The sequence below is a fragment of the Amycolatopsis sp. 3B14 genome (genome assembly GCF_050958625.1).
GTDB classification, from domain to species: Bacteria; Actinomycetota; Actinomycetes; order Mycobacteriales; family Pseudonocardiaceae; genus Amycolatopsis_E; species Amycolatopsis_E thermoflava.
Genome location: NZ_JBHZEN010000074.1, coordinates 1 through 26,137, shown reverse-complemented (window position 1 = coordinate 26,137; position 26,137 = coordinate 1). Strand labels below are relative to the sequence as shown.

At 72.1% G+C, this 26,137-nt stretch carries 28 protein-coding genes; 20 read left to right on the top strand and 8 right to left on the bottom strand.

Annotated features, from left to right (window positions below; all coding sequences use genetic code 11):
* The first annotated feature begins 307 nt into the window (after positions 1–307).
* From ACCP09_RS34805 to ACCP09_RS34790, 4 genes are read left to right on the top strand one after another with little or no spacing between them, the layout of a single operon-like run.
* Complete coding sequence (locus ACCP09_RS34805) at positions 308–1,870, top strand: DNA polymerase Y family protein (protein WP_433753093.1); 1,563 nt, start codon at positions 308–310, stop codon at positions 1,868–1,870.
* On the top strand, positions 1,870–2,001 hold the full coding sequence (locus tag ACCP09_RS34800; protein ID WP_020420077.1) for a hypothetical protein: 132 nt from the start codon (positions 1,870–1,872) through the stop codon (positions 1,999–2,001). Before ACCP09_RS34805 ends, ACCP09_RS34800 begins: the two co-directional genes overlap by 1 nt.
* Positions 2,001–5,327 (top strand): error-prone DNA polymerase, encoded by a 3,327-nt coding sequence (locus ACCP09_RS34795; protein ID WP_433753059.1) that lies wholly within the window; start codon positions 2,001–2,003, stop codon positions 5,325–5,327. The genes ACCP09_RS34800 and ACCP09_RS34795 overlap by 1 nt, the downstream gene beginning before the upstream one ends.
* On the top strand, positions 5,324–5,791 hold the full coding sequence (locus ACCP09_RS34790; protein ID WP_027932549.1) for an NUDIX hydrolase: 468 nt from the start codon (positions 5,324–5,326) through the stop codon (positions 5,789–5,791). The genes ACCP09_RS34795 and ACCP09_RS34790 overlap by 4 nt, the downstream gene beginning before the upstream one ends.
* Here ACCP09_RS34790 and ACCP09_RS34785 read toward each other — a convergent pair.
* Positions 5,775–6,599: a LysR family transcriptional regulator gene (locus ACCP09_RS34785; RefSeq protein WP_433753057.1), complete on the bottom strand. Its 825-nt coding sequence runs from the start codon at positions 6,597–6,599 to the stop codon at positions 5,775–5,777. The two genes, ACCP09_RS34790 and ACCP09_RS34785, sit on opposite strands and share 17 nt — an antisense overlap.
* 70 nt (positions 6,600–6,669) lie before the next feature.
* Between ACCP09_RS34785 and ACCP09_RS34780 the strand changes: the two genes are divergently transcribed.
* Together ACCP09_RS34780 and ACCP09_RS34775 are read left to right on the top strand one after the other, a co-directional pair.
* The gene (locus ACCP09_RS34780) at positions 6,670–7,116 is read left to right on the top strand and encodes a cupin domain-containing protein (RefSeq protein WP_123683938.1); all 447 of its coding nucleotides are present in this window, start codon (positions 6,670–6,672) and stop codon (positions 7,114–7,116) included.
* Between the two features lie 12 nt (positions 7,117–7,128).
* Positions 7,129–7,713 (top strand): pentapeptide repeat-containing protein, encoded by a 585-nt coding sequence (locus ACCP09_RS34775; protein WP_433753054.1) that lies wholly within the window; start codon positions 7,129–7,131, stop codon positions 7,711–7,713.
* 137 nt (positions 7,714–7,850) lie between these two features.
* On the opposite strand, the gene ACCP09_RS34770 is transcribed toward ACCP09_RS34775, so the two are convergent.
* Complete coding sequence (locus tag ACCP09_RS34770) at positions 7,851–11,291, bottom strand: glycohydrolase toxin TNT-related protein (RefSeq protein WP_433753052.1); 3,441 nt, start codon at positions 11,289–11,291, stop codon at positions 7,851–7,853.
* Between the two features lie 162 nt (positions 11,292–11,453).
* Between ACCP09_RS34770 and ACCP09_RS34765 the strand changes: the two genes are divergently transcribed.
* Complete coding sequence (locus tag ACCP09_RS34765) at positions 11,454–12,320, top strand: bifunctional methylenetetrahydrofolate dehydrogenase/methenyltetrahydrofolate cyclohydrolase (RefSeq protein ID WP_208722364.1); 867 nt, start codon at positions 11,454–11,456, stop codon at positions 12,318–12,320.
* Positions 12,301–12,597, top strand: a complete 297-nt coding sequence (locus tag ACCP09_RS34760) for a DUF3017 domain-containing protein (RefSeq protein WP_027932543.1) — start codon at positions 12,301–12,303, stop codon at positions 12,595–12,597. Before ACCP09_RS34765 ends, ACCP09_RS34760 begins: the two co-directional genes overlap by 20 nt.
* A 1-nt stretch (position 12,598) precedes the next feature.
* Here the strand turns inward: ACCP09_RS34760 and ACCP09_RS34755 are convergent, their stop codons facing one another.
* The gene (locus ACCP09_RS34755; protein WP_027932542.1) at positions 12,599–13,777 is read right to left on the bottom strand and encodes an MFS transporter; all 1,179 of its coding nucleotides are present in this window, start codon (positions 13,775–13,777) and stop codon (positions 12,599–12,601) included.
* A gap of 166 nt (positions 13,778–13,943) precedes the next feature.
* Positions 13,944–14,144, bottom strand: coding sequence for a DUF1918 domain-containing protein (locus ACCP09_RS34750; RefSeq protein ID WP_026153779.1), 201 nt, complete (start codon positions 14,142–14,144; stop codon positions 13,944–13,946).
* Between the two features lie 137 nt (positions 14,145–14,281).
* Here ACCP09_RS34750 and ACCP09_RS34745 point away from each other — a divergent pair, with 137 nt between their 5' ends.
* Positions 14,282–14,542, top strand: coding sequence for a hypothetical protein (locus ACCP09_RS34745; RefSeq protein ID WP_026153780.1), 261 nt, complete (start codon positions 14,282–14,284; stop codon positions 14,540–14,542).
* On the opposite strand, the gene ACCP09_RS34740 is transcribed toward ACCP09_RS34745, so the two are convergent.
* Entirely contained in the window at positions 14,543–15,115 is a 573-nt protein-coding gene (locus tag ACCP09_RS34740; RefSeq protein WP_027932541.1) for an HhH-GPD-type base excision DNA repair protein, read from the bottom strand.
* Positions 15,116–15,140: 25 nt separating this feature from the next.
* Positions 15,141–15,983 carry an LLM class F420-dependent oxidoreductase gene (locus ACCP09_RS34735; protein ID WP_378363155.1) on the bottom strand — a complete coding sequence of 281 codons (843 nt, stop codon included), beginning with the start codon at positions 15,981–15,983 and terminating at the stop codon, positions 15,141–15,143.
* Positions 15,984–16,149: 166 nt separating this feature from the next.
* Between ACCP09_RS34735 and ACCP09_RS34730 the strand changes: the two genes are divergently transcribed.
* From ACCP09_RS34730 to ACCP09_RS34720, 3 genes are all read left to right on the top strand, one after another.
* The gene (locus tag ACCP09_RS34730; protein WP_017986747.1) at positions 16,150–17,373 is read left to right on the top strand and encodes an NADP-dependent isocitrate dehydrogenase; all 1,224 of its coding nucleotides are present in this window, start codon (positions 16,150–16,152) and stop codon (positions 17,371–17,373) included.
* A gap of 83 nt (positions 17,374–17,456) precedes the next feature.
* Complete coding sequence (locus tag ACCP09_RS34725; protein WP_433753048.1) at positions 17,457–18,113, top strand: hypothetical protein; 657 nt, start codon at positions 17,457–17,459, stop codon at positions 18,111–18,113.
* A 95-nt stretch (positions 18,114–18,208) separates the two neighbouring features.
* Complete coding sequence (locus ACCP09_RS34720; protein WP_027932539.1) at positions 18,209–18,523, top strand: SH3 domain-containing protein; 315 nt, start codon at positions 18,209–18,211, stop codon at positions 18,521–18,523.
* A 2-nt stretch (positions 18,524–18,525) separates the two neighbouring features.
* On the opposite strand, the gene ACCP09_RS34715 is transcribed toward ACCP09_RS34720, so the two are convergent.
* Positions 18,526–19,263, bottom strand: a complete 738-nt coding sequence (locus ACCP09_RS34715) for an MBL fold metallo-hydrolase (protein WP_433753046.1) — start codon at positions 19,261–19,263, stop codon at positions 18,526–18,528.
* A 23-nt stretch (positions 19,264–19,286) separates the two neighbouring features.
* Here ACCP09_RS34715 and ACCP09_RS34710 point away from each other — a divergent pair, with 23 nt between their 5' ends.
* The 5 genes from ACCP09_RS34710 to ACCP09_RS34690 all read left to right on the top strand — a co-directional run bounded on the left by ACCP09_RS34710 (position 19,287) and on the right by ACCP09_RS34690 (position 21,913).
* Positions 19,287–20,117, top strand: coding sequence for an exodeoxyribonuclease III (locus tag ACCP09_RS34710; protein WP_378335383.1), 831 nt, complete (start codon positions 19,287–19,289; stop codon positions 20,115–20,117).
* Positions 20,118–20,193: 76 nt separating this feature from the next.
* Positions 20,194–20,607, top strand: coding sequence for a pyridoxamine 5'-phosphate oxidase family protein (locus ACCP09_RS34705; protein ID WP_123687135.1), 414 nt, complete (start codon positions 20,194–20,196; stop codon positions 20,605–20,607).
* On the top strand, positions 20,577–21,044 hold the full coding sequence (locus ACCP09_RS34700) for a hypothetical protein (RefSeq protein ID WP_433753044.1): 468 nt from the start codon (positions 20,577–20,579) through the stop codon (positions 21,042–21,044). The genes ACCP09_RS34705 and ACCP09_RS34700 overlap by 31 nt, the downstream gene beginning before the upstream one ends.
* The gene (locus ACCP09_RS34695) at positions 21,041–21,415 is read left to right on the top strand and encodes a hypothetical protein (RefSeq protein ID WP_433753042.1); all 375 of its coding nucleotides are present in this window, start codon (positions 21,041–21,043) and stop codon (positions 21,413–21,415) included. The genes ACCP09_RS34700 and ACCP09_RS34695 overlap by 4 nt, the downstream gene beginning before the upstream one ends.
* Positions 21,416–21,610: 195 nt before the next feature.
* Positions 21,611–21,913 carry a hypothetical protein gene (locus ACCP09_RS34690; protein ID WP_378335386.1) on the top strand — a complete coding sequence of 101 codons (303 nt, stop codon included), beginning with the start codon at positions 21,611–21,613 and terminating at the stop codon, positions 21,911–21,913.
* Here the strand turns inward: ACCP09_RS34690 and ACCP09_RS34685 are convergent.
* Positions 21,892–22,920, bottom strand: a complete 1,029-nt coding sequence (locus ACCP09_RS34685; protein WP_433753040.1) for a TDT family transporter — start codon at positions 22,918–22,920, stop codon at positions 21,892–21,894. The genes ACCP09_RS34690 and ACCP09_RS34685 overlap by 22 nt on opposite strands.
* 70 nt (positions 22,921–22,990) lie before the next feature.
* Between ACCP09_RS34685 and ACCP09_RS34680 the strand changes: the two genes are divergently transcribed.
* The 3 genes from ACCP09_RS34680 (at position 22,991) to yhjD (ending at position 25,999) form a co-directional block, all read left to right on the top strand.
* Positions 22,991–23,887, top strand: coding sequence for a LysR family transcriptional regulator (locus ACCP09_RS34680; RefSeq protein WP_378363149.1), 897 nt, complete (start codon positions 22,991–22,993; stop codon positions 23,885–23,887).
* A gap of 13 nt (positions 23,888–23,900) precedes the next feature.
* On the top strand, positions 23,901–24,929 hold the full coding sequence (gene trpS / locus ACCP09_RS34675; RefSeq protein ID WP_027932532.1) for a tryptophan--tRNA ligase: 1,029 nt from the start codon (positions 23,901–23,903) through the stop codon (positions 24,927–24,929).
* 65 nt (positions 24,930–24,994) lie between these two features.
* Entirely contained in the window at positions 24,995–25,999 is a 1,005-nt protein-coding gene (yhjD, locus tag ACCP09_RS34670) for an inner membrane protein YhjD (RefSeq protein WP_027932531.1), read from the top strand.
* Positions 26,000–26,137: the final 138 nt, after the last annotated feature.

Sequence of the window (26,137 nt, the reverse complement as noted above, 5' to 3'; positions counted from 1 at the left end):
GGGTCGCCCGGCGCGGGAGGTGCGCCGGGCGGCCCCGGTCGGCCGGATCGCGAGTCCTGCTTTCGGTGGCGCGAGTTCTGCACTCCCGCCCGGGAGTTCTGCCTTCGGTGGCGCGAATTCCGCGCTCGGGCGCGCCAGTCCTGCCCACGGGTGGGCGGGCGCCGGATCGCGGCGCGCGAGTCCCGCAGTGTGGTGCGCGAATTCCGCGCTCGGGCGTGCGAGCGGCGCGAGCTCGAAACCCCAAGCCGGCGCAACGCCCCGGCGGTGCGAGGAGCGCGCTATGTCCACTGTAGACAAACCGCCGCGCATGCTGGTTCTCTGGTGCCCGGACTGGCCCGCGGTCGCCGCGTGCCTGGCCGACGGCGCGCCCCTGCACCTGCCTGCCGCGGTGTTCCACGCCAACCGCGTCGTCGCGTGCACCGCTGTCGCCAGGGCGGCCGGCATCCGGCGCGGCATGCGCCGCCGGGACGCGCAGTCCCGCTGTCCGGAACTCCAGGTCTTCGGCCCGGACGAGGACCGCGACGCGCGCCTCTTCGAGCCGGTCGCGGCCGCCGTGGAGGAGCTGGTCGTCGGGGTCGAGGTGGTCCGCCCCGGCCTGGTCGCGGTGCCCGCCGACGGCGCGTCCGGCTACTTCGGCGGCGAGCTGCGCCTCGCGGAACTGCTCGTCGAGCACGTCTCCCACCAGGTGGAGTGCCAGATCGGGATCGCCGACGGCTTGTTCGCCGCGACGCTGGCCGCCCACCGGTCCCGCATCGTCGACCGCGACCGGGCCGCCGACTTCCTCGCGCCCCTGCCGGTCGACGAGCTGGATCAGCCGACCGCCGACCGCGCCGAGCTGGTGGACCTGTTGCGCCGCCTGGGTTTGCGCACGCTCGGCGCGTTCGCCGACCTCGCCGAACGGGACGTCGCCGCACGGTTCGGCCGCGCGGGCCTGATCGCGCACCGGCTGGCGCGCGGTCTCGACGAACGGCCACCGCACCGGCGACGGCCGCCGCCCGAGCTCACCGTCACCAAGGCCTTCGACCCGCCGCTGGACCGGGTCGACGCCGCGGCGTTCATGGCCCGCACCCTCGCCGAGCGGTTCCACGGCGGCCTGGCCCGGCACGGCCTGGCCTGCACGCGCCTCGGCATCTACGCCACCACCGAGAACGGCGAGGAACTGAGCCGCGTGTGGCGGTGCGCGGAACCGCTGACGCCGCAGGGCATCGCGGACCGCGTGCGCTGGCAGTTCGAGGGCTGGCTGCGCGCCGCGCCCGGCGAACGGCCCAGCGCCGGGGTGGAACGGCTGCGGCTGGCACCCGAGGAGACCGTCGAAGGGCACTCGCTGCAGCTGGGGCTGTGGCAGGAGGGCCTGCGCGGCCTGTCCGACGAGACCACCGAGCGGGCCGGCCGCGCGCTGGTGCGGGTGCAGGGCCTGCTCGGCCCGGACAGCGTCTTCACCGCGGTGCTCGACGGCGGCCGCGGCCCGGCCGAGCGCGTCCGGCTGGTGCCGTGGGGCGACCCGCGGACCGCGCAGAGCCCGCAGGACGTGCCGTGGCCGGGACGGCTGCCCGCGCCGTCCCCGGCCACGGTCTACGCGCAGCCGCTGCCCGCGCGCGTCCTCGACGCCTCGGGCGCGGAGGTGCACATCACGCGGCGGCGGGAGCTTTCCGCACCACCGCACCGGGTTTCGGTGGGCGACGGCCCGCCGCGGGAGGTCCTGGACTGGGCAGGCCCGTGGCTGGTCGACGCGCACTGGTGGACGCCGGGTGGTGACGGGGTGCGCACCCGGGTGCAGGCGGTGCTGGCCGGGGAACCGGAAACGGTGGTGCTGCTGACGAGAGTGGGCGGATCGAGTCCGCATTGGACAGTGGAGGGAGTGTACGACTGATGGACGACGAGTACTTCCGGGACCTGCAGCACTGGCTGGCCCTGCCGCGCAAGGTGGTCGAGTCGCTCGACCCGGTCGAGGACGAGCAGATGCTGCTGCCGATCCCGGTGCCGCGCCGCCCGGTGGACTGATGGGCTTCAACAACCCGCCCGTCCCCTGGGAGGAGCTGGAGCGCAGGCTGGCGGGCAGACCGGAGACGGCCGACGGCGGGGACAGCCCCGCCTGGAGCCGGAAACGGGAGGGCTACGTCCGGCCGAGCACCGTCGAGGCCCCGCGCGGGGACGACCACGCGGGCGGGCGGCGCCGGGTGCCCTACGCCGAGCTGCACTGCCACTCCAACTTCAGCTTCCTGGACGGCGCGAGCCACCCCGAGGAGCTGGTCGAGGAGGCGGCGCGGCTGGGGCTCGACGCGATCGCGCTCACTGACCACGACGGCATGTACGGCGTGGTGCGGTTCGCCGACGCGGCGCGCGACCTGGGCGTGCGCACGGTGTTCGGCACCGAGCTGAGCTTCGGCCTGTCCGGCCCGCAGAACGGCGTCGCCGACCCGGAGGGCGAGCACCTGCTCCTGCTCGCCAAGCAGCAGGACGGTTATGCCGCCTTGTGCCGGGCGATCACCGCGGGGCAGCTCGCCGGGCACGACCACGCCGCGTCGGCGGACCGGGCGGAGAAGGGCCGCCCGGTGTACGACCTGGACGCCGTCGCGAGCGAGGTCGCGGGCAAGGTCGTGGTGCTCACCGGCTGCCGCAAGGGCGCGGTCCGGACAGCGCTGGCCCGCGGCGGCCCGGAGGCGGCCGGACGCGAACTGCGCCGGCTGCGCGACCGGTTCGGCTCGGTGTACGTCGAGCTGACCGACCACGGCTACCCCGAGGACGGGGTGCACAACGACGTCCTCGCCGCGCTGGCCGCCGAGCAGGGCCTGCCGACCGTGGCCACCACCGCCGCCCACTACGCCACCCCGGACCGGGGACGGCTGGCCGGCGCGATGGCCGCGATCCGCGCCCGCCGCGGCCTCGATGACATGGCGGGCTGGCTGCCCGCGTCCGGCATGTCGTTCCTGCGGTCCGGTGAGGAGATGGCGCAGCGGTTCGCGCGTTACCCCGGCGCGGTGCAGCGGGCCGCGCTGCTCGGGCTGGAGTGCGCCTTCGACCTGAAGCTGGTCGCGCCCGAGCTGCCGCCCTACGACGTCCCCGCCGGCTACACCGAGGCGTCCTTCCTGCGTGAGGAGGTCTACCGCGGCGCCGCGCACCGCTACCGCGACCGGCCGGAGGCGCTGGACCAGATCGAGCACGAGCTGCGGATCATCGAGCAGCTGGGCTTCCCCGGCTACTTCCTCATCGTCTGGGACATCGTCGAGTTCTGCCGTCAGAACAACATCCTGTGCCAGGGCCGCGGCTCGGCGGCGAACTCCGCGGTCTGCTACGCGCTCGGCATCACCAAGGTCGACTCGGTGCGCTGGAAACTGCTGTTCGAACGCTTCCTCGCGCCGGACCGGGACGGCTACCCGGACATCGACCTGGACATCGAGTCCGACCGCCGCGAGGAGGTGATCCAGTACGTCTACCGCAAGTACGGGCGCACTCGCACCGCGCAGGTGGCGAACGTGATCACCTACCGCGCCAAGTCCGCGATCCGGGACGCGGCAAGGGCTTTCGGGTACTCGCCCGGCCAGCAGGACGCGTGGAGCAAGCAGATCGACCGCTGGGGCCCGCTGCACGACACCAAGGACGACACCGATCACGACATCCCGCTGCCGGTGCTGCAGGTGGCCGCCGCGCTGGAGGACTTCCCGCGGCACCTGGGCATCCACTCCGGCGGCATGGTGATCTGCAACCGGCCGGTGAGCGAGGTGTGCCCGATCGAGTGGGCGCGCATGGCCGACCGCAGCGTGCTGCAGTGGGAGAAGGACGACTGCGCCTCCGTCGGTCTGGTCAAGTTCGACCTGCTCGGCCTCGGCATGCTCTCCGCGGTGCACTACATGCTCGACCTGGTGCGCGAGTTCGAGGGCGTCGAGGTCGACCTCGCGAACCTGGACCTGGAGGACCAGGAGGTCTACCGGATGCTGCAGCGCGCGGACGCGATCGGCGTGTTCCAGGTGGAGAGCCGGGCGCAGATGGCGACCCTGCCGCGGCTGAAGCCGAAGACGTTCTACGACCTGGCGATCGAGGTCGCGCTCATCCGGCCCGGCCCGATCCAGGGCGGCTCGGTGCACCCCTACATCCGGCGCGCCACGAAGAAGGAGAAGTGGCGGCACGACCACCCACTGCTGTCCAACGCGCTGGACAAGACCTTGGGGGTGCCGCTGTTCCAGGAACAGATGATGCAGATCGCCCTGGACGTCGCGAACTTCACCGCCGCCGAGGCCGACGAGCTGCGGCACGCGATGGGCTCGAAGCGGTCCACGCGGAAGATGGAGCGGCTGCGGGAACGGTTCTACGACGGCGCCCGGCGCAACGGCCTCGACGACGAGCTGATCGCGCGGATCTTCCACAAGCTGATGGCGTTCGCCAACTTCGGCTTCCCGGAGAGCCACGCGCTGAGCTTCGCCTACCTGGTGTTCGCCAGCGCCTACTTCAAGCGCTACCACCCGGCGGCGTTCTGCGCGGCGCTGCTGCGGGCCCAGCCGATGGGGTTCTACTCGCCGCAGTCGCTGGTCGCCGACGCCCGACGGCACGGCATCACGGTGCACGGCCCGGACATCAACGCGAGCCTGCCGCACGCGACGCTCGAACCCGGGGAGTCCGGGTTGGCGGTGCGGATCGGGCTGGCCACGGTGCGGATGATCGGGCAGAAGCTCGCCGAGGAGATCGTGGCGGAACGGCAGCGGGGCGGGGCGTTCGCCGACATGGCCGACCTGGCGCGGCGCGTGCGGCTGACCACGCCGCAGATCGAGGCGTTGGCGACGGCGGGGGCGTTCGGCCGGTTCGGCGAGATCGACGGCGACCGGCGGCGCGCGCTGTGGGCGGCCGGGGCGGTGGCGCAGGAACGGCCGGAGAAGCTGCCGGTCACGCTGGCCGGGGCGCACGCGCCGACGCTGCCCGGCATGGACCACATCGACGAGGCGGTCGCCGACGTGTGGGCGACCGGGCTGTCGCCGGACAGCTTCCCGACGGAGTTCATCCGCGAGCGGCTGGACGCGCTGGGCGTGGTGCCCGCCGCAAAACTGATGGACGTCGAAGACGGCGCCCGGGTGCTGATCGGCGGAGCGGTGACGCACCGCCAGCGCCCGGCGACCGCGGGCGGGGTCACGTTCCTGAACATCGAGGACGAGACAGGGATGGTCAACGTCGTGTGCAGCGCCGGGTTGTGGCGCCGGTACCACCGGGTGGCGCGGGGCAGCGCGGCGATGCTGATCCGCGGGGTGGTCGAACGGGCGGACGGGGTGGTGAGCGTGCGCGCGGACCGGTTGCAGCACCTGTCGATGCGGGTGCCGTCGAAGTCGCGGGACTTCCGGTGAACGGCCTGCCGATCACCGACGCGCGCGGGAACACCCTGGTCAGCGTGCGGTTCGGGGTGTCGACGGATCCCGCGGTGCCGATGCCGCTCGCGCTGGTGGTCGTCGAGGTGGACGAGCGTGTGCTGCTCGTGTTCGACCGGCGGCGCGGGCAGTGGGAGCTGCCCGGCGGGATGATCGAACCGGGGGAGACGTCGCACCACGCCGCGGTCCGGGAACTGGCCGAGGAGACCGGGATCGTCGTGACCGGGCTGCGGTTCGCCGCCGTGGCCCGGTTCGTGCTGAGCGACCCGGCGCGCCGCGAGTACGCCGCGGTCTACCGGACGGGGTTCGCGACCGAGCCCGCGGTGACGCCGCGGGAGGACGAGGTCTCCGCGATCGCGTGGTGGAACCCGCGCACGCCCCTGCTGCGGGACCAGGGCGTGCTGGACGCCGAGATCGCCCGGCGGGTCACCGGGTTGAGCTGAGGGCGCGGACCGCCGAGGTCTCCTCGCGCCACACCAGGCTCCACTCCACCGGTGGCGCGTCCGAGAACGGCACGAACGCCAGGTTCGGGCGCGCGAAGTACCGCGTCGCGTGCTCGGCGAGCGGGCTGATGCCCTCACCGGCTTCGACGGCGAGGAACAGTTCCTGGATCGTCCCGGGCGCGCGGCCGAGTTCGATGGGACGGCCCGCGGGCGTGGTCCACGGCAGCTGTGGCGGCCAGACGGCGCGGAGCACGGTGTCGCGCGCCAGGTCCTCCAGCGACACGGATTCCTTGCGGGCGAAGGGATGTTTCGCGGCCACGGCCAGCACCAGCGGCTCGGTGTGCACCACCACCCCCGGTTCCGGCAGCAGCGTGACCAGGGCGTCGACGTCGCCGTCCCGCAGCGACCGCAGGGGATCGTCGAACGCGGCTTCCTTGACCTGGACGTGGAAGCCCTGTGCGCGAACGGTTTCCAGCCGGTCCGCGATGAGGTCGGCCACCGCGGGCGCCGCGAAACCCAGGCGCAGCACGGTGTTCCGCTCGCGCCCGGCGGCTCTGGCCCGCTCGAACGCCTCCTGGATCTGCCGGTGGGCGGGCGCGACCTCGTCCCGCAGCCGCTGCCCGATGGCGGTCAGGGCGACCCGCCGGCTGGTCCGGTCGAACAGCCGCGCGCCGATTCGCCGTTCCAGCGTGCGGATCGTCTGGCTGACCCGCGCCTGCGAGACGCGCAGCAGCTCGGCTGTGCGGCCGAAGTGCAGTTCCTCGGCGAGCACGAGGAAGATCTCGATGTCCCGCCGCTCCACATCCATAACACCCAGGTTATCGATCGCGCCCGGTTTTGTCGTTGGTCGGCGCGTTCGGGACGGCGAGAGTGAAGGCATGAACTTGATCCGCGCCACCGAAGCCGAAGTCCTCGCCGACGCCCCGGGCAGCCGCATCACGCTGCTCACCGACACGGACACGCTGACCAGCAACCGGGCGACGTTCGAGCCCGGCGCCACCGGCGCGCCGCCGCACTTCCACACCAAGGCCACCGAAGTCTTCTTCGTGCTGAGCGGCCGCCTGGACGTCCTGCTCGACGAGGAGGTGGTCACCCTCGGGGAAGGCGACTTCCTCACCGTGCCGCCGCGGGTGCCGCACGCCTTCGCGCCCGCGGCCGGTTCTCCCGCGGACGTGCTCGTGACCTTCACGCCCGGGATGGACCGGTTCGACTACTACCGGCTGCTGCACCGGGTCAACCGCGGCGAGGCGGACCCGCGGGAGATCCGGGAGTCGCAGGAGCGCTACGACAACCACTACGTCGACAGCCAGGTCTGGCGGGTGTGATTAGCTCGCCGGATGGAGATCGCCGAGGACTACCGGGACGCCGTGCTGCCTGGGACGACGTGGGAGAAGCGGCAGTTCAGCCGGTGTGACTTCAGCGGCGCAGACCTGCGCCGGCTGGTCACGCAGGGCTGCACGTTCGACGAGTGCGACTTCTCCGGCGCGGACCTGGGGGAGTCCCGGCACCAGGCGTCGGCGTTCCGGTCGTGCGTGTTCGACCGGACGGTGCTGGCGGACAGCACGTGGAGCGCGTGCTCGTTGCTCGGATCGTCCTTCGTGGACGGTGGGTTGCGTGGGATGTCGGTGCGGGACAGCGATTTCTCGCTGGCGAACTTCAGCCGGGCGAACCTGCGGCGCCGGTCGCTGTCCGGGTTGCGGTTCCGGGAGGCCAGTTTCGTGGACGCGAATCTGACCGAGGCCGATCTGCGGGACAGCGACTTCCGTGGCGCCCGGTTGGGCGGCGCGGACCTGACCGGCGCCGACCTGCGTGGCGCCAAGCTCGACGCGAACGCCCTGGTGCAGGCGAAACTGCGCGGCGCGCGGGTCGACCTGGGGACGGCGGTCGCCTTCGCCGCGGCGCACGGCCTGGTGGTCGACTGACCCCGGGCCGCGCGCCGGGCTGGAGCTGGGCGTTTCGGAAAGGGCCTGCGTGGCGGTGCGGGCAGCGGTCCTAGCCCGCCACCACCCTCAATGGACAGCCGTGTGCCGCGGCGCACGGGCCGTGCGCCGGGGCGGGGCTAGTCGATCGGCGGTTCGCCCGGGTCGAGCTCGATCAGGTCGCCGGAGGCGAGCAGGTCCTCGATCGACGCGGGCAGCAGGTACGCCGCGCCGCCGCCGGGCTGGTTGAACCACGGGATCGCGACGCCGGCGAGCGCCTCGATCGGCCGCTGCACCCGGTACACGTGGTACGGGCGGGTCACCCACTCCGGCACCAGCGAACGCTCCTCGAACGGGGTCCCGGCCGCGTAGGTCAGGTTGCCGTTCGGGCCGCCGAAGCGGTCGAGTTCGCTGCCCGCGGGCAGTTCGCGCATTTCCTTGCCGCGGAACAGGGTCAGCGGCGGCTCGCCGGGCAGCGGCTGGATCGGCCACTGCTGGTTGCCGCCACCGGAGGCCGCCGAGGCCGTGGCCGCCACGGGGGCGGGCGCGGCCGGTTCGACCCGTCGCGGCGGCGGTTCACGTCGCGGCGGGGCGGGCGGGGGCGGCGCGACCGGGGGTGCGGCCAGCACCGTGGGCGGGCCCGCGGGCTCCGGCTCGTCGAGGCGGTCGCTGAGCGCGCGCGGGAGGTCGTGCCGCTGCGGCTCGGCCTGTTCCTGGGCCGGGGTGAGCGGCACCTCGGTGGCGTCCATCTCCGGCCGCGCCGGTGGGGCGGTGCGGCCGCCCGGGTTGAGCAGCAGCTTGCCGAGCATGAACGCGGCGGCGTCGTCGGCGTCGCCGAAGACCGCGGGGCTCGTCAGGGCCTCGTCGTACCAGCCGACGCGCCAGCCGTCGTCGACCTTCTCGAGGCTCCAGCCGTGCTCGGCCGGCTCGCCGATGCGATAGGCCCCGTCCGGAACGCCGAGGTCGGCGAGCTTCGAGCGCAGGTTGTCCAGCGCCGGCTCGGTGGGGCCGGACGGCTTCGGCTCGGCCGGGGTGGGCGGCGGGGGCACCGGGCGGGCCAGCATGGTCGGCGGACCGTCGGCGCTCGAGGGCCGCCCACCGCGCGGCGCCTGCCCCGCGAACGCCCTGGACCCACCGCGCGGGTCGCCGCCCCGCTCGAAGCCCGGACGCCCCTCCAGCGAGCGACCGTCCGCGCCGGGGGGAGTGTCCTCCGGGCTTTCGGGGCTGGTGAAGGCGCGTTGGTCGGGACCTTCGTGGCCGGTGAAGGTGCGCTGGTCCGGGCCTTCGGGGCCGGTGAAGGTGCGTTGGTCCGGGCCTTCGTGACCGGCGAAGCTGCGCTGGTCCGGGCCTTCGTGGCCGGCGATGCCGCGTTGGTCGGGACCTTCGTGGCTGGCGAAGGCGCGCTGGTCACGGCCTTCGGGGCTGTCCGGGCCGGTGAAGCCGCGCTGGCCGCGGCCTTCCGGTGCCTCCGGCCCGAAGCCCTCCGAACGGCGGGCGTCCAGCCCCGCGGCGGGCATCTGGCCGGGGGCTTGCCCCTCCGGGCCGAAGCGCTCCGGGCCACGCGGGTCGAGGCCGCGCCCCTCGGGAGCTTCCTGCCCGAAGCGCTCCGAACCGGCGAAGCCGCGCTGGCCACGCCCTTCCGGCGCCTCCTGGCCGAAGGCGTGCGGTTCGGACCGGGGGCCTTCGTGGGGCATGCCGTGCTGGCCGCGCCCCTCGGACGCCTCCTGACCGAAGCCGCGGGGGTCGGACCCCGGGCCCTCGTGGGGCCTACCGTGCTGGCCGCGTCCCTCGGGCCCCTCTTGACCGAAGCCGCGGGAGTCGGGTCCAGTGCTGCGCCCCTCCGGGCCTTCCTGCCCGGCGAAGCCGCGCCCCTCGGGGGCGGCAAAACCGTGCTGGCCGCGCCCCTCGGGCGCCTCCTGGCCGAAGCCGTGGGACTCAGGCCCAGCGCCACGGCCTTCCGGCGCTTCCTGGCCGAAGCCACGCGATTCGGGCCCGGCGCCACGGCCTTCCGGCGCTTCCTGGCCGAAGTTACGGGACTCGTGCCCGCTGCCACGGCCTTCCGGACCTTCGTGGCCGAAGCCGGGCCCGGCGAGCCCCTCCTGGCCGGGGATGCCCTCGGGGCCCGCCTGGCCGAAGCGTTCCTGGCCCCGGGATTCCGGTCCGGGCCGTCCTTGCGGCAGCCCGCGTCCCTCGGGGGCTTCCTGGCCGAAGCGCTCCGGCCCGCGAGCCTCGGGGGTGAGCCCGCGCCCCTCCGGCCCCTCCGGACCGCCGAAGCCGCGCCCCTCCGAGCCGAAGCCACGCGCTTCCGCACCCTCCGAGCCGCCGCCACGCGCCTCCGGCCCCTCCGGACCAGCACCGCGAGCCTCGGAACCAGCCAAACCACGCGCCTCAGCGCTTTCCTGCGCGGCGTACGCCTCGCGGCCGTCCCAGCCCCGGCCCTCCGTGGGCTCCTCGTCGGCGGCGGAGCCGTCCCGCGGCTCCCAGGACGGCTCCCACGTCCGGCCTTCCGGCGCCCCTTCCGCGCCGTGCGGCGAGTCCGTGAACGCCTCGCGCGCGTCCCAGCTGCGGGTTGCGTCGCCGGCCTCGTCCGCGGGCTCCGGCTCGGCGTCCTTCACCGGCGGCTGCACCAGCATGGTCGGCGGCCCGGCGTCGGGGTCGATCACCGGCGTCAGCGTCGTCGGCTGCTCGACCGGCTCCCCAACGGCGGGCTCGGCAGGCGGCGGCGCGGCCTGCTCCGGCACCCGGCGCGGCGGCTGCGCGGGACCGCGGTTCAGGTACGCGCCCGCGGCCTGCACGGTCTGCTCCGGCACCTCCGGCAGCGTGTGCCCGGCCGCGGCGATGTGCGCGACCAGCTCGGCCTCCGGCGCGACGCCGTACTCCTGCAGGTAGTAGTTGACCGCCGCGGGCCAGATCCACACGCCGTCGGTGTGGAAGGCCACCGGCACGGTCGCGGCGGGCTGCTGCGCCAGCCGGTCCAGGTCGAACCCGCGCTCGGCGCGCACGACCGGCGCGTTGTTCAGGTATTCGAGCACCCGCTGCTGCTCGTCGGCGTCCAGCTCGGGGCGGTTGAGCACCGGGCGGCCGTTCGGCTCGTGGCCGTCGAAGATCCGGGCGATCCGGAAGCGCGGGCCGGGCTGCTCGGGCGCGAGCCCGGCCATGCGGCGCATCAGCCACTCCGGCACGTTGTCCTCGGAGCGCGGGAACATCCGCAGCTCGTCGGCGTAGGCCTGCGGCGGGGGCATCAGGTCCCACCGCGGCTCGTCGCGGTCGTACTCCAGGTTGTAGCTCGATGGGTGGTCGAGCTGGTAACGCGCGTTGAACCAGGTGCCGCGGCCCTCGCGGTACATCCCGGCCCGCAACCGGCCGAACAGCGTGGCGATGTCGTGGGTGGCCATCCACTCCTGGGCCGACCCGTCTTCGAGGAGCACCTCACCGGACAGCTCGTGGTAGCGGCCGACCGCCCGGTAGGTCGCGGTCACCCGCCGCCAGTCCCGCGGAGCGGCCCGCAGCAGGGCCAGTCCGATCTGCTTGACCAGGGTGTCCTGCTCGGTCGCGTTCAGCTGGGTCGTCGGTTGCGCCACCAGGCCATTTTGACTGGTCACTGATCCGATTGCACACCACCCGCACCAATAGGGGCAATGACCAGTGCAGATACATCAATCGAGGTACTAAGCGTTTCAGCGGAACTACCCATAGTGTCCTCCGCCGTCCTCGCGTGAGGCCCCGTTCATTCCTTTGCCAGAATGGGGGCCGTGACTGCGACGGTTCTCGACGGCAAAGCGACCAAGAACGCCATCTTCGAAGAGCTCAAGCCGCGGGTGGCCGCCCTGGCCGAGCGGGGCGTGACGCCCGGGCTGGGAACCGTCCTGGTCGGCGACGATCCCGGCTCGCACTCGTACGTGCGGATGAAGCACGCGGACAGCGCGAAGATCGGGGTCAACTCGATCCGCCGCGACCTGCCCGGCGACATCAGCCAGGACAAGCTCGAGGCCGTCATCGACGAGCTCAACGCCGACCCGGCCTGCCACGGCTACATCGTCCAGCTGCCGCTGCCCAAGCACCTCGACGCGGGCCGCATTCTGGAGCGCATCGCGCCGGAGAAGGACGCGGACGGCCTCGCCCCGGTCAGCCTCGGCAGGCTGGTGCTCAACGAGGCAGGCCCGCTGCCCTGCACCCCGTACGGGATCCTCGAACTGCTCAAGCGGCACGACGTGCCCATCGCGGGCGCGAACGTCACCGTCGTCGGCCGCGGCGTCACCGTGGGCCGCACGATGGGGCTGCTGCTGACGCGCCGCAGCGAGAACGCCACCGTGACCCTGTGCCACACCGGCACCAGGGACCTGGCGGCCGAGGTCAAGCGCGCGGACATCGTCATCGCCGCGGCCGGGGTGCCGCACCTGATCAAGCCGGACATGGTGAAGCCGGGCGCCGCGGTGCTGGACGTCGGCGTCTCGCACGTCGACGGCAAGCTCACCGGCGACGTGGACCCGGCGGTCGCCGAGGTCGCCGGGTGGCTGTCGCCCAACCCCGGCGGGGTCGGCCCGATGACCAGGGCGATGCTGGTCACCAACGTCGTCGAGGCGGCCGAGCGTGCACTCGCCACGGCGTAACCGCGCGGCTCTCCTGGAGCAGCTCCCGTTCGCACTGGTGATGCTGCTGGTGGCGGTCGCGGGCGTGCGGATCTGGCAGTACCACTGGCGGCAGGGCGCCGCGATCATCGGCGGCGCCCTGCTCGTGGCGGCGATCCTGCGGGCCGTCCTGCCGGGCGTGCGGGCCGGCCTGCTGGCCATCCGCGGCCGCCCGGTGGACGTCCTCAGCTACGCCGGGCTCGGCGTGCTCATCCTCTTCCTGGCCTTCACGATCACCGACGGGCCGTTCGGCACCTGACTCACGCCTCGGCCATCGCCGGGGCGCGCGTGGCCTCCTCGCGGCGGTCCAGCGAGCCGGACACCACGGCGATCGTCAGGCCCACGATGGCCAGCCCCGCGCCGACCCAGTTCGGCGAGACCAGGCCGAGCCCGCCCGCGATCACCAGGCCGCCGAGGTAGGCGCCGATCGAGTTGGCGACGTTGAAGGCGGACTGCACCGCGGCCGACACCATCGACGGCGCGCCGCCGGCCTTGACCATGACGCGGGTCTGCATCATCGGGCCGATCATGAAGCCGGCGACGCCGACCAGGAAGATCGTGATCGCCGCGCCGACCTTGTTGTGCGCGGTGACCGTGAAGACCGCGAGCACCGCGGCCAGCGCGAGCAGCGCCACGTACAGGCTCGGCATCAGCGCCTTGTCGGCCAGCCGCCCGCCGAGCAGGTTGCCGATCGTCATCCCGACACCGGCCAGCGCGAGCAGCAGCGTCACCGCCTGCGGGTCGTATCCGGCGACGTCGGTCATCATCGGCGTCACGTAGGACAGGCAGGCGAACACGCCGCCCAGACCGAACGTGACGATCGCCAGGGCCAGCCACACCTGCGGGCGGCGGAACGCGCCCAGCTCACCGCGCAGGGACGGGGATTCGGGGCGGCCCTGGTGCGGCACCAGCTTCGCGATCGCCAGCACCGCGACCAGCCCGATCACCGCGACCACGGCGAACGTGGCGCGCCAGCCGACCTGCTGGCCGAGCAGCGTGCCCAGCGGCACGCCGACGACGTTGGCCAGGGTCAGGCCGAGGAACATCAGCGACACGGCCTTCGCGCGGTCGCCTGGCTTGACGAGGCTCGACGCCACGACCGCGCCCGCGCCGAAGAACGCGCCGTGCGGCAGCCCGGCGAGGAACCGGAAGACCACGCCGAACTCCTGGTTCGGCGCGACGGCGAACAGCAGGTTGCCCGCCGTGAACAGCGCCATCATCGCCAGCAGCATCGTCTTGCGCGGCAACCGGACGGCGACCGCCGTCAGCAGCGGCGCGCCGACGACCACGCCGAGCGCGTAGGCGGAGATGAGGTGACCGGCGGTCGGGATGTCCACCCCGAACGTCGCGGCCGTCTGCGGAAGGACACCCATCATGACGAATTCCGTGGTGCCGATACCGAAGGCACCGACGGCGAGCGCGAGCAGCGCGATGGGCACGGTTCTCCTCTCCAGGGTTGTCTGCATCGATACAGTCAACGGACATGAATAAGGACAGCCCATCGCCGTCCATGGCGGCACGAGCTGTCCCTCGATCAGTGTCAACCAGGCGGGAGCCCGGTGTCATCCCGCCGGCTGGGTGACCATGCCCACGTGCGGGGCGCGGTCAGGCGTTGTGCTCCTGCTTTTCGTGACTGACCTCGCAGTCCGAGCCGGGGAAGATCAGGCCTTCGTGGCCGTCGGCGAAGCGCACGAGGTAGGGCGGCCCGCCGTTCTCCCCGCGGACTTCGACGATCTCACCGCGCTGCTCGGCCGCTCCGACGGTACGACCGTGGACGAGGATCCGGTCTCCTACGGTTGCGTGCATCATCGACCACCTCCCGCGGGAACCAGGGTAAATCGGGCTCCCGGCAATTGTCACTGGACCGGGAATTGATCAAGTTGCCGGGTTTCCGGGAGGCGAGCAGGCTTCGATTCATCCCGACGCGAAAAGGAGTTCTGGCGATGGCTAGCTGTGTGGTCTGTGGAAACGACTACTGGATGTCCTTCGAGGTCCGGACGGTCAGCGGGGACACCTACACGTTCGACAGCATCGAATGCGCGGCGCAGAAGATCGCGCCGTCGTGCGAGCACTGCGGGTGTCGGATCCTCGGGCACGGCGCCGAGGTCGAGGGCCGGTTCTTCTGCTGCGCGCACTGCGCACGGGAGAGCGGTTCGGGACTGGGCGCCGAAATCCGCGACACGGTCGGCGCCCACCCCGGCTGATCAGTTCTTCGCGGCGGCCTTGGCGGCTTTCTTGAAGGCGCGGACCTCGGCGAGCGTCTCCGGGCTGACGACGTCGGCGATGGAGCGGCGCGAGCCCTCCTCGCCGTACGCGCCCGCGGCCTCCCGCCAGCCCTCGGGCTGGACACCGCGCTGCTTGCCGAGCAGGGCGAGGAAGATCCGCGCCTTCTGGTCGCCGTAGCCGGGCAGTTCCTTGAGGCGGCGCAGGACTTCCTTGCCGTCCGGCTTCCCCTGCTTCCAGATCCGGTCGGTCTTGCCGTCGTAGTGCTCGACGATGTGGTTGGCGAGCGCGTGCACGCGGCGCGCCATCGAGCCGCCGTAGCGGTGGATCGCCGGCGGGGTCACGCACAGCTCGACGAACTCGTCGAGGTCGGACTCGGCGATCTTGCGCACGTCGAAGCCGTCCATGCGGTCGGCGATCTTCTTCGGCCCGATGAACGCGGTCTCCATCGCGATCTGCTGATCCAGGAGCATCCCGGTGAGGAGGGCGAACGGGTCCTCGGAGAGGAGCTTGTCCGCGTCGGCGTCACCGGTGAGACGGAGCTTCTTCGGCATGGGCCAATGGTCGCACCAGTGCCCGTCAGCGCGCACTTCCCGACCTGATCAGCGCGTCCGCGAGCGGCTCGAGCAGGTCCGGCCCGGCGCGGTGGGGCAGGTTCAGCACGACCACGTCGACCCCGGCCTCGCCGTACGCCGCCGCCTCCTCGGCCGCCGCTTCGATGCCGTCGTCCAGCCGGACGTTCACCGAGCACGCGATCTCCGCCGGGTCCCGGCCCACCTCCGCGCAGCGCTCGAGCAGCACCGACCGCAGCTCCAGCCACTCCGCCGGGCTGCGCGTGATCGCGTGCCACTCCTGCGCCCACAGCGCCGCCGCGCGCAACGTCCGCTTGGGCCCGCGGCCGCCGATCACGATGGGCGGGTGCGGGCGCTGCACGGGTTTCGGCTCGCAGTACGCCTCCGTCAGCCGCACGTACCGGCCCTCGAAGGTGGTCACCGGGTCGCGCAGCAGGCCGATGATCGCCTGCACGCCCTCGTCGAACCGGTCGAACCGCTCCTTCAGCGGCGGCAGGTCGATGCCGTAGGCGTCGCACTCCTGCTGGTTCCACCCGGCGCCCAGGCCCAGTTCCAGCCTGCCGCCGGAGATGATGTCGATCGTCGCGGCCATGTTCGCCAGCACCGCAGGGTGCCGGTAGATCATGCCGGTGACCTGGCAGCCGAGCCGGATCCGCCGGGTCGCCTCGGCCAGCGCGGCGAGCATCGACCAGCCCTCCAGGTTCGGCCCCGACGGCTCACCGGAGAGCGGGTAGAAGTGGTCCCAGTTCCACGCCGACTCGAACAGCTCGACGTCGTCGGCCGCCACCCACACGTCCCGGATCTCCTGCCAGGTCGTGTGCTCGGGCCGGGTCTTGATCGCGAACCGCATGCCAGGGAACCTACTCCGCGAGGGGCGTGACTTCTGCCACTTCGGGCCTTTGCGAGACTGAGGTACGTCACCACCTAAGGCGTTCGTCTCCTAATAGCAGTACGCTTGTACCGCATAGACGTGCTGCACAGACACGCGCAGATCCGCGAGAGGAGCACCGCGGCTCATGGCCAAGATCAAGGTCGAGGGCACCGTCGTAGAACTCGACGGCGACGAGATGACTCGCATCATCTGGAAGTTCATCAAGGACAAGCTGATCCACCCGTACCTCGACATCAACCTCGAGTACTACGACCTGGGTATCGAAGAGCGCGACCGGACCGACGACCAGATCACCGTCGACTCCGCGAACGCCATCAAGAAGCACGGCGTCGGCGTCAAGTGCGCCACCATCACGCCGGACGAGGCCCGGGTCGAGGAGTTCGGCCTGAAGAAGATGTGGCGGAGCCCGAACGGGACCATCCGCAACATCCTCGGTGGTGTCGTCTTCCGTGAGCCGATCATCATCCAGAACATCCCGCGGCTGGTCCCGGGCTGGACGAAGCCGATCATCATCGGCCGTCACGCGCACGGTGACCAGTACAAGGCCACCGACTTCAAGGTTCCCGGCCCCGGCACGGTGACCATGACGTACGTGCCCGAGGACGGCTCCGAGCCGATCGAGTTCGAGGTCGCCCGCTACCCGGAGGGTGGCGGCGTCGCGATGGGCATGTACAACTACCGCAAGTCGATCGAGGACTTCGCGCGCGCCTCGCTGCAGTACGGCCTGGACCGCGGCATGCCGGTCTACATGTCGACGAAGAACACCATCCTGAAGGCCTACGACGGCATGTTCAAGGACACCTTCCAGGAGATCTTCGAGACCGAGTTCAAGGCCGACTTCGACGCCAAGGGCCTGACCTACGAGCACCGCCTGATCGACGACATGGTCGCCGCCTCGCTGAAGTGGGAGGGCGGCTACGTCTGGGCGTGCAAGAACTACGACGGTGACGTGCAGTCCGACACCGTGGCGCAGGGCTTCGGTTCGCTGGGCCTGATGACCTCGGTGCTGCGCACGCCGGACGGCAAGACCGTGGAGGCCGAGGCCGCGCACGGCACGGTCACCCGGCACTACCGGCAGCACCAGCAGGGCAAGCCGACCTCGACGAACCCGATCGCGTCGATCTTCGCGTGGACCCGGGGTCTCGAGCACCGCGGCAAGCTGGACGGCAACTCCGAGCTGGTCGGCTTCGCCAACAAGCTCGAGCAGGTCGTCATCGAGACCGTCGAGAGCGGCAAGATGACCAAGGACCTGGCGCTCCTCGTCGGCAAGGACCAGCCGTTCCAGACGACGGAGGAGTTCCTGGCGACCCTGGACGAGAACCTGGCGGCGAAGATCGCCCAGGGCTGAGTCCGCGTTTTTCCGGCCACAGCGAGAGGCCCGGTCACCGCACGGTGACCGGGCCTCTTCTTCGTCCGCCGGTGGTCTCGGGTATGACTGCGCAGGTGCAGGTCATCCACCCCGACGACCACGTCTGGACGCTGACGCGCCGCTTCGCGCCGTGGAAACGCGTCGTCCAGCCGATGAACATCGCGTCCGGCGAGTACGACCGCTACCGCGCCGTGCGGACCGATCCGAGGCGCACCCCGTCGGAGTGGCGCCAGGAGCGCCGGGAGCAGCGCAAGGCCAAGGACCGGGAGATCCGCGGCTGGGAGTGGCTCTACCTCGCGCCGCTGCTGCTGGTCGCCGGGCTCGCCGGGCAGGTGCTGGAGGCGGTCGTGGCCGGCCTGCAGCTCCTCGTCTGGCTCGTGCTCGTGCCGTTCGCGCTGCTGGAGATGCTCGCGCAGCTGCTGTGCGGGCTGGTGCTCGGCGCGTTGCGGCTGACCGGCGCCGCGCGCAGCCGGCTGGACGTGGTCTGCCGCGTGCCGGGCGACCGGATCGTCTCGCTCACCGTCCTGACCGTCCGCGGGTCCGGAGCGACCGGACAGCTGGCGAAGGCCCTGTCCGGTCACCTGTGGCAGGCGCAGCGTCCGTTCGATCCGTACCGGGATCCGGTCGTCGTCGCCCTGCTGGCCCGCGCCGGCACTCACGTGGTGCGCCACGACAGCGTCTGGCAGACCGTTTCGTCACCGAGCGTGCCCGCCTCGTGACGCCTCTCGGGTGGTTCGCCCGCGCGGGCCTGTCGGGGGTGCTGAAGTGTGGCTACCCTTACCCGGAACGAACTTTCGGCTGGTGAGGAGCACCCGTGTTCCTGGGCATCCCCAAGCGCGCACTGATCATCGTCGCGATTCTGGCCGGCGTCGGGCTGATCTACGTGATGGGCAGCGACAAGCAGGTCTCGGAGGGCGCCACCGGCGGCTCGGGCGGCTGCCGCGTGACCGTCACCGCGGACGTGCTCAACGTGCGGGCGGCGCCGGACGCCGGTGCGGACATCGTGGGCAAGTTCAACCAGAACGCCGAGACCGACGCCCAGGCCGAGGTCCAGAACGGGTTCCGCAAGATCGCCGAGAACAAGTGGGCGAAGACGGAGTACCTGCAGCCGGTCAGCGGCAACTGCTGACCTCAGAGCGCCACGACCAGACCCTCCTCGGCGACGATCACCTCGCCGCCGAACACGGCGCGCGCCTGTGCCGCGGAAATCGCCCGATCGCTGCCCGGCCAGAAGTGGGTCAACAGCAACCGGCGCGCGCCCGCCGCAGCCGCCCAGGTCGCCGCCTCCGTGGCGGTCATGACGCCGCGCGGGCTGCGCGGCGGGGGTTCTTCCTGCAGCGTCGCGTCGGCGATGAAGAGGTCGCTGTCGCGCGCCAGCTCACGCAGCGCCTCCGTCGGTCCACAGTCACCGGTGTAGGCGACGGTGAGACCCGGCGCCGCCAGACGCACGCCGTAGTCCGGAACGTGGTGCGGAAGCGGGAACGGGGTCAATGAGAACGGCCCGACCCGCGCCGGGCGGCCGAGGTCGTGCACCTCGAACACGGTCGCCGGATCCGGCCGGGGCTCCAGGGCGCGCAGGACGTCGAGCACACCCGGCTCGCAGTAGAGGGGGATCCTCGGCGAGTCCGGGGCCTCGTAGTGCCGCACGCGGGCCAGTGCGCTGAGGTCCACGCAGTGGTCCGGGTGGCGGTGGGTGACGATCACGGCGTCGACCTCGCCGCGTGGGCAGTGGTCCAGCAGAACACCGACGGTGCCGTAACCCAGGTCCAGGACGACGCGGAAGTCCTCGTGCGTGAGGAGGAAGCCGGCGCACGCGCGGCCCGGCTCCGGCCACGCGCCGCAACTGCCGAGGACGATGAGTTCGCTCATGGCAGCAGTGTCCGGGAACGTCGGTGGGGGCCGGTAGCGTGCTGGGCGTGTTCACCGTCTCCACAGTCAACGTCAACGGCATGCGCGCCGCCGCCAAGAAGGGGTTCGTCGAGTGGCTCGCCGCCAGCGGGTCCGACGTGATCCTCTGCCAGGAGGTGCGCGCCGAGGCCGGGCAGCTCCCCGAGGACGTCGTCGCCCCGGCGGGGTGGCACGCGCACCACGCGCCGTCCGCGGTGAAGGGCCGCAACGGCGTCTCCGTCTACAGCCGGGCCGAGCCGTCGGAGGTGCGGGTCGGCTTCGGTGAGGCCGAGTTCGAGGACAGCGGGCGCTACCTCGAGGTGCACCTGCCCGGCGTGGTCGTGGCCAGCCTGTACCTGCCGAGCGGCGACGTGGGGACGCCGCGGCAGGACGAGAAGGAACGCTTCATGGCCGCGTTCCTGCCGTACCTGATCGAGCTGCGCGGCAAGGCCGAGGCAGCCGGCTGCGAGGTCGTCGTCGGCGGCGACTGGAACATCGCGCACGCCGAGATCGACCTGAAGAACTGGAAGGGCAACCAGAAGAACTCCGGCTTCCTGCCCGAGGAGCGGGCCTGGATGAGCCGCGTGTTCGGCGAGGCCGGATACGTCGACGTGCAGCGCAAGCTCGACCCGGAGGGGCCCGGCCCGTACACGTGGTGGTCCTACCGCGGCAAGGCCTTCGACAACGACGCGGGCTGGCGCATCGACTACCTGGTCACGACGCCCGGCCTGGCCGAGAAGTGCACGTCGGTGGTGGTGGAGCGGGCGCCGAGCTACGAGCTGCGCTGGTCCGACCACGCCCCGGTGACGGCGACATTCGACTTTTCCCCGGAATAGCCGGAATGTCCGGATGAGCACGGGCGTTGCCCCTGGCACACCGACTGATTGGGGGCGGCAGCTCGTGTCGTTCGTGATGACCGCTTCCGAGCGCGAGGACTTCCTGGCCGGCGTGCACATCGGCGTGCTGGCAGTCGAGCGGGACGGACGGGCGCCGCTGGCCGTGCCGATCTGGTACGACTACCGGCCCGGCGGCGACGTCCTGCTGTGGATGGAACGCGGGACGGTGAAGGAGAAGCTGGTGCGCAAGGCCGGCCGGCTGAGCCTGACCGTGCAGAACGAGAACTGGCCGTACAAGTACGTGACGGTCGAGGGCCCGGTCGTGGCCAACGAGGCCCCGCCGACGCGCGAGGAGGCCCTCGCGATTACCGCCAGGTACCTCCCGGAGCCCGACGCGCGCGCCTACGTGGACGGCGCGCTGGGGGAGAAGTCACTGCTGGTCCGCGTGCGCCCGGAGAAGTGGCTGAGCAACGACCAGAGCAAGTCCTGATTTGCCGCTCGCTGGGCAAGCTGCGGCGTGCCCGGACGTTGCGGGTGCACCGCCGCGCGGCGGACGAAGAAGACCTCGTCCTGACCACGTCGAGCCGGGCCGAGCGGGCGGACGAAGCCGCGTCCGCCACTACCCGGCTGTTCCTGGCGCTGATGAAGCACGACGACCAGATCCGGTCCCTGGTCACCGAGGTCGTGCCGGAAGCCTTCCCGTGGGTGCGTTTCCTGCCGCGCGAGGACGTGCAGGCCTTCGTCGTCGAACTCGTCGACGCGCTCGAAGGCGCGGAGGCCTTGCGCAACCCGGCTCCGGTGGCTCAGGTCATCACCTCGTGGCGGCACACCGCGGAGGTCCACGCCGACCCCGAGCTGCTCGCCGTGCTGCAGCGTGACGGAGACGACTTCGGTCCGGTGCCCGCGCCGGGGGCAGCGGACGCGTGAGCCCCAAGCGTGGTGACCCGGTCGCTCCGCCTGCCATCGGCGGCGAGTGGGAGATCAGGTTCGGCACCACGGAAGCCGTCAAGGGCCGGCACGAACTCGAAGCCGCCGCTCGGGGGAACCTGCGGAAGGCCTGGGAGACCATGCGGACGGACCCCGGTCCGGGCCCCGGAAAGCCGACCAGCCGCCACCATCAGCTCAAGGGCGTACTCGCGCACGGGACGCACCAGGGGCGCAGTCTCCCGCGGTGGCAGTTGGAGGTGACCGGCGCGGCCCGGGTCTGGTACCTCCTCGACGAGCCGCGGCGGACGGTCTGGGTCCAGCACGCGGGGGTCGGGCACTCCGAGCAGACCGACCAGCTCCAAGCCGTCTGAGCTGGCATGTCGTTCCAGGTGGTGGCCGGGGTGTGGCCCCCGTGTCCCCGGCACTCCGATGGGCGCTACTCTCTGCCCCGCACGTGATCAAAAACGATCGGCCTTGACACGGTCGGTAGTTTTCACGCTGGTAACCGTCGCCCATTAGGGTGACGGCCACCTTGGAACGGCAGTCTCGTCTCAGGAGGCACACCGGTGCGCAACCGAACAGTGCACGTACTGCGGGCCGGCCTGGTCCTGGCGGTCCTCGCGACCGCGACCACCACCGGCGTCGCCGCCGCGTCGCCGGCCACCCAGGCCGAACCGACCGGCGTCTCGTTCGGCCTGCTCGGCCCCGTCGGCCTCGCCGCGGTCCTGCTCGGCATCATCGGCATGGCACTGGGCATCGTGCGCCAGCGCCGCAAGGCCCAGGCGGAGGCCGTCGTCCCCGTCGTCGTCGAGACCCCCGAAGAGCCCACGCGCCCGGCCCTGACCCCCTACCGGCGTCCCCAGGTCTGACCCGTCCGCAGTACGACGGTTACCCAGGCGCCCACGAGCAAAACGTAGAGCGCCACCGCGGCCCCGCCGAACAACGCCGAACCGGTCACCGCGGCCAGCGCGCTCGTGCCGGTGACACAGGTGCCGACGGGGAACGTGAAGCTCCACCAGGTGAGTGAGAACGGCATCCCGGCGCGCACGGTCCGCAACGTCACCGCCGCCGCGATCGCCAGCCACAACATCGCGAACCCCCACGCGGCGAGGCCGTAGAACAACCCGAACGCCTCCGCCGCGGCCCCGAACGGCAACACCCCGGGCGCGGCCGCGCCCAGCAGGTTCGCCGCGGTGATCGACTGGCCCAGCGGCCCCAGCACGATCCAGAGGGTAGGCACCCGGGCGGCTTCCGTCCCCGCGGTCACCAGCCGGTGCCAGATCTGCGGCAGCAGCACGACCGTCGCGAACAGGCTGATCCCGAACATCGCGTAGCACGCCAGCAGCAGCGCCAGCCGCGGCTGCCCGGCAGGCAGGTGCGGCACGAGCGCGGCGCCGGTGGCCGCCGAGACCATCGGCGGCACGACGGGCATCAGCCACCCGGCGAACGGTTCGGCGGCCGGGATGCGGCCGGTGATCATCCGGTACGGCACGCCCACTGCGGTCACCAACCCCATCGCCGTGCCCGCGGTCCACAACACCGCGCCGGCCACCAGCGCCGGGCCGGTGCCGATCCAGTCCCGGCCGAGCGCCACCGCGCCCGCGCCGATCGTCAGCAGCGCCATCGGCGGCGCTCCCCAGAAGTGCACCAGCATCGGGTCGCGCAGGTGCCGGTGCTGCCGCCGCCGGTCCGCGACCAGCTGCCAGACCAGCACCACCAGCCACACCGCGGCCAGCGCCCACACGACCGTGACCACGGGCCGCAGCACCGACAGCGGCGCGGGCAGGGCGGTCGCGACGATGCCGCTGCCCATCACGGAGGCGAACCAGTTCGGGGTGGTGCCGGGGCGGGACAGGCGCGGCGCGCGTTCGAGCATGCCTCCACGTTCGGTCCACGACGCCGCATCCGGTAGGGATCACCGGCCGATGAGCTCATAACCTGTGCCTATGCCCCTGCGTGTCACCGACCTCGCCGGCTTCGAGCTGCTGCTGTCCGTCGCACAGCTCGGCAGCATCGGCGCGGCGGCGCGCGCCCACGGGATCTCCCAGCCCGCTGCCAGCGCCCGGATCCGGCAGCTGGAGGCGCAGATCGGCGTCGCGCTCGTCGACCGGTCGCCGCGCGGCTCCCGGCTCACCGACTCCGGCGCGCTGGTCGCCGACTGGGCCCGGCCGGTCGTCGAGGCCGCCACCGACCTGGAAGCCGGGATCGCCGCGCTGCGTGCCCGCCGCGACGAGCACCTGCGCGTGGCGGCCAGCCTGACCGTCGCCGAATACCTGCTGCCCCGGTGGCTCGCCGCGCTGCGCCGCGTCGACCCGGGGACTGCGGTGGCGCTCACCTCGGGCAACTCGGGGGAGGTCGCGGCGCAGGTCCTGGCCCGCGAGGTCGACCTCGGGTTCGTCGAAGGGCCCGACCTGCCCGCGGGACTCGATGCCGAGACGGTCGCCGTCGACGAACTCCGGCTGGTCGTCGCGCCCGGCCACCCGTGGGCCCGGCGACGGCGGCCGACGCGGCCGGACGAGCTGGCCGCCACCCCGCTGATCAGCCGGGAACGCGGCTCCGGCACCCGCCGCGCGCTGGAAGTCGCGCTGGCGCCCGCGGAGCTGGCCGAGCCGCTGCTGGAACTGTCCTCGACGACGGCGATCAAGTCGGCGGTCATGGAGGGCATCGGCCCGGCGGTGCTGGGCGCGCACACCGTCGCCGCGGAAATCACGGCGGGCACGCTCGTCGCCGTCGACGTCGGCGGACTCGACCTGCACCGCGAGCTCCGGCTGGTCTGGCGCGCCGGGTCGCGGCTGCGCGGCCCGGCGGCGGACCTCGCTGCGATCGCCGTCCGCGGGGCCTGAGACAATCGGGGTCGTGTCCGAAGCGCCAGAAACCACCGCCCGCCCGCGCGTGCTCTCCGGGATCCAGCCGACCGCCGACTCGTTCCACCTCGGCAACTATCTCGGCGCGCTCCGGCAGTGGGTGCGCATGCAGGACACGCACGAGACCTTCTACATGGTCGTCGACCTGCACGCGATCACGGTCGAGCAGGACCCGAAGGTGCTGCGGCAGCGCACCCGCGTCTCGGCCGCGCAGCTGCTCGCGCTGGGCGTGGACCCGGAGCGCAGCGCGTTGTTCGTGCAGAGCCAGGTGCCCGAGCACGCGCAGCTGTCCTGGGTGCTGGAGTGCCTGACCGGGTTCGGCGAGGCCAGCCGGATGACGCAGTTCAAGGACAAGGCCGCCAAGCAGGGCACCGACCACGCCAGCGTCGGCCTGTTCACCTACCCGGTGCTGATGGCCGCGGACATCCTGATCTACCAGGCGGACGCGGTGCCGGTCGGTGAGGACCAGCGCCAGCACCTGGAGCTGACCCGCAACCTCGCGCAGCGGTTCAACCAGCGCTTCGGCAAGACGTTCACCGTGCCGGAGCCGCACATCGTGCAGGGCACGGCGAAGATCTACGACCTGCAGGACCCGGCGGTGAAGATGAGCAAGTCGGCGTCCTCGCCGAACGGCATCATCGAGCTGCTGGAGGACCCGAAGCGCTCGGCGAAGAAGATCCGCTCGGCGGTCACCGACACCGGCCGCGAGGTCAGGTTCGACCGCGAGAACAAGGCGGGCGTGTCGAACCTGCTGTCGATCTACTCGGCGCTGACCGACCGCACGATCGCGGACCTGGAGGCGGCTTACGAGGGCAAGGGCTACGGAGACCTGAAGAAGGACCTGGCCGAGGTCCTCGTCGAGTGGGTCACCCCGATCCAGGAGCGCGTCCAGTCCTATCTGGACGATGTGGCCGAACTGGACAAGGTCCTGGCCCGCGGCGCGGAGAAGGCGCGCGAGGTGTCCTCGCGGACGCTGGCGCGGGTGTTCGACCGCGTCGGATTCCTGCCGCCCGCCTCCTGACGTCCACAGTGGACCCGGCCCGGCCCCGAATTGCGAGGTCGGGGCGGTGTCGCTAGCGTTTTCCCGTGGCGGAAGAGAAGGAAAAGCTGGTCCCGCGGCTGCGCCGGAAGTACCCGTGGCTCGACCACCTGGTGCGGGCCAACGACGCGTTCGGCGAGCGCTACGGCAACCACTACGCGGCGGCGATCACCTACTTCAGCGTGCTGTCGTTGTTCCCGCTGCTCATGGTCGGGTTCTCGATCGCCGGGTTCGTGCTGGCGAACAACGAGGCGGCCCTGAACGAGCTGCGGGACGGGATCATCTCCTCGACGCCGCCGGGGATCGGCGACTTCGTCACCAAGATCGTCGACGCGGCGCTCGCCTCCCGCGGCGGCACCGGGGTGTTCGGTCTGCTGCTGGCGCTCTACTCCGGCATCGGCTGGATGAGCAACCTGCGTGACGCGCTGACCGCCCAGTGGGGCCAGGAGAAGAAGAGCCGCCCGATCGTCTCGACGACGATCAAGGACCTGCTGGCGCTCGGCGGGCTGGGGCTGGCGATGGTCGTGTCGTTCGGCCTGACCGCGGTCGGCGGCGGGGTGGGCAACTTCCTGCTCGGGCTCGTCGGCCTGGAGGACCAGTCGTGGGCGCGGTTCCTGCTTCGCCTGGCGACGATCGTGTTGTCCCTGCTGGCGAACATGCTGGTGTTCCTGTGGGTGCTGTCCCGGTTGCCGCGGGAGAAGGTGTCGGCGCGCAGCGCGATCAAGGGCGCCGCGATCGCCGCCGTCGGCTTCGAGGTGCTCAAGCAGGTCGGCTCGATCTACCTGGCGAGCGTCACCAGTTCGCCGAGCGGGGTGCTGTTCGGGCCCATCATCGGTCTGCTGGTGTTCGCCAACCTGGTGTCCCGGTTCCTGCTCTTCGTGACGGCCTGGACGGCGACCGCGCGGGAGAACCTCGTGACGACGGTCGAACCCCCGCCGCCCGCGGTCATCCGCCCGACGGTGGAGGTGCGGCGCGGTCCCGGCGCGGGCGCCGTGGCAGGCGCGTTCAGCGCCGGCGCCGCACTGGCCTGGCTAGGCCGGCGCCGCCGATAGCACCAGAACCAACCGCAAGCCGGCAACGCAACAGCACCGACCATCGAACCAGACCTCCCCCGCCCCCGATCCACAGCCGATCTTTGGTCGCCGACCAGGGTTGTCAAGGCACGCTTTCCCGCCTTGACAAGCCTGCTC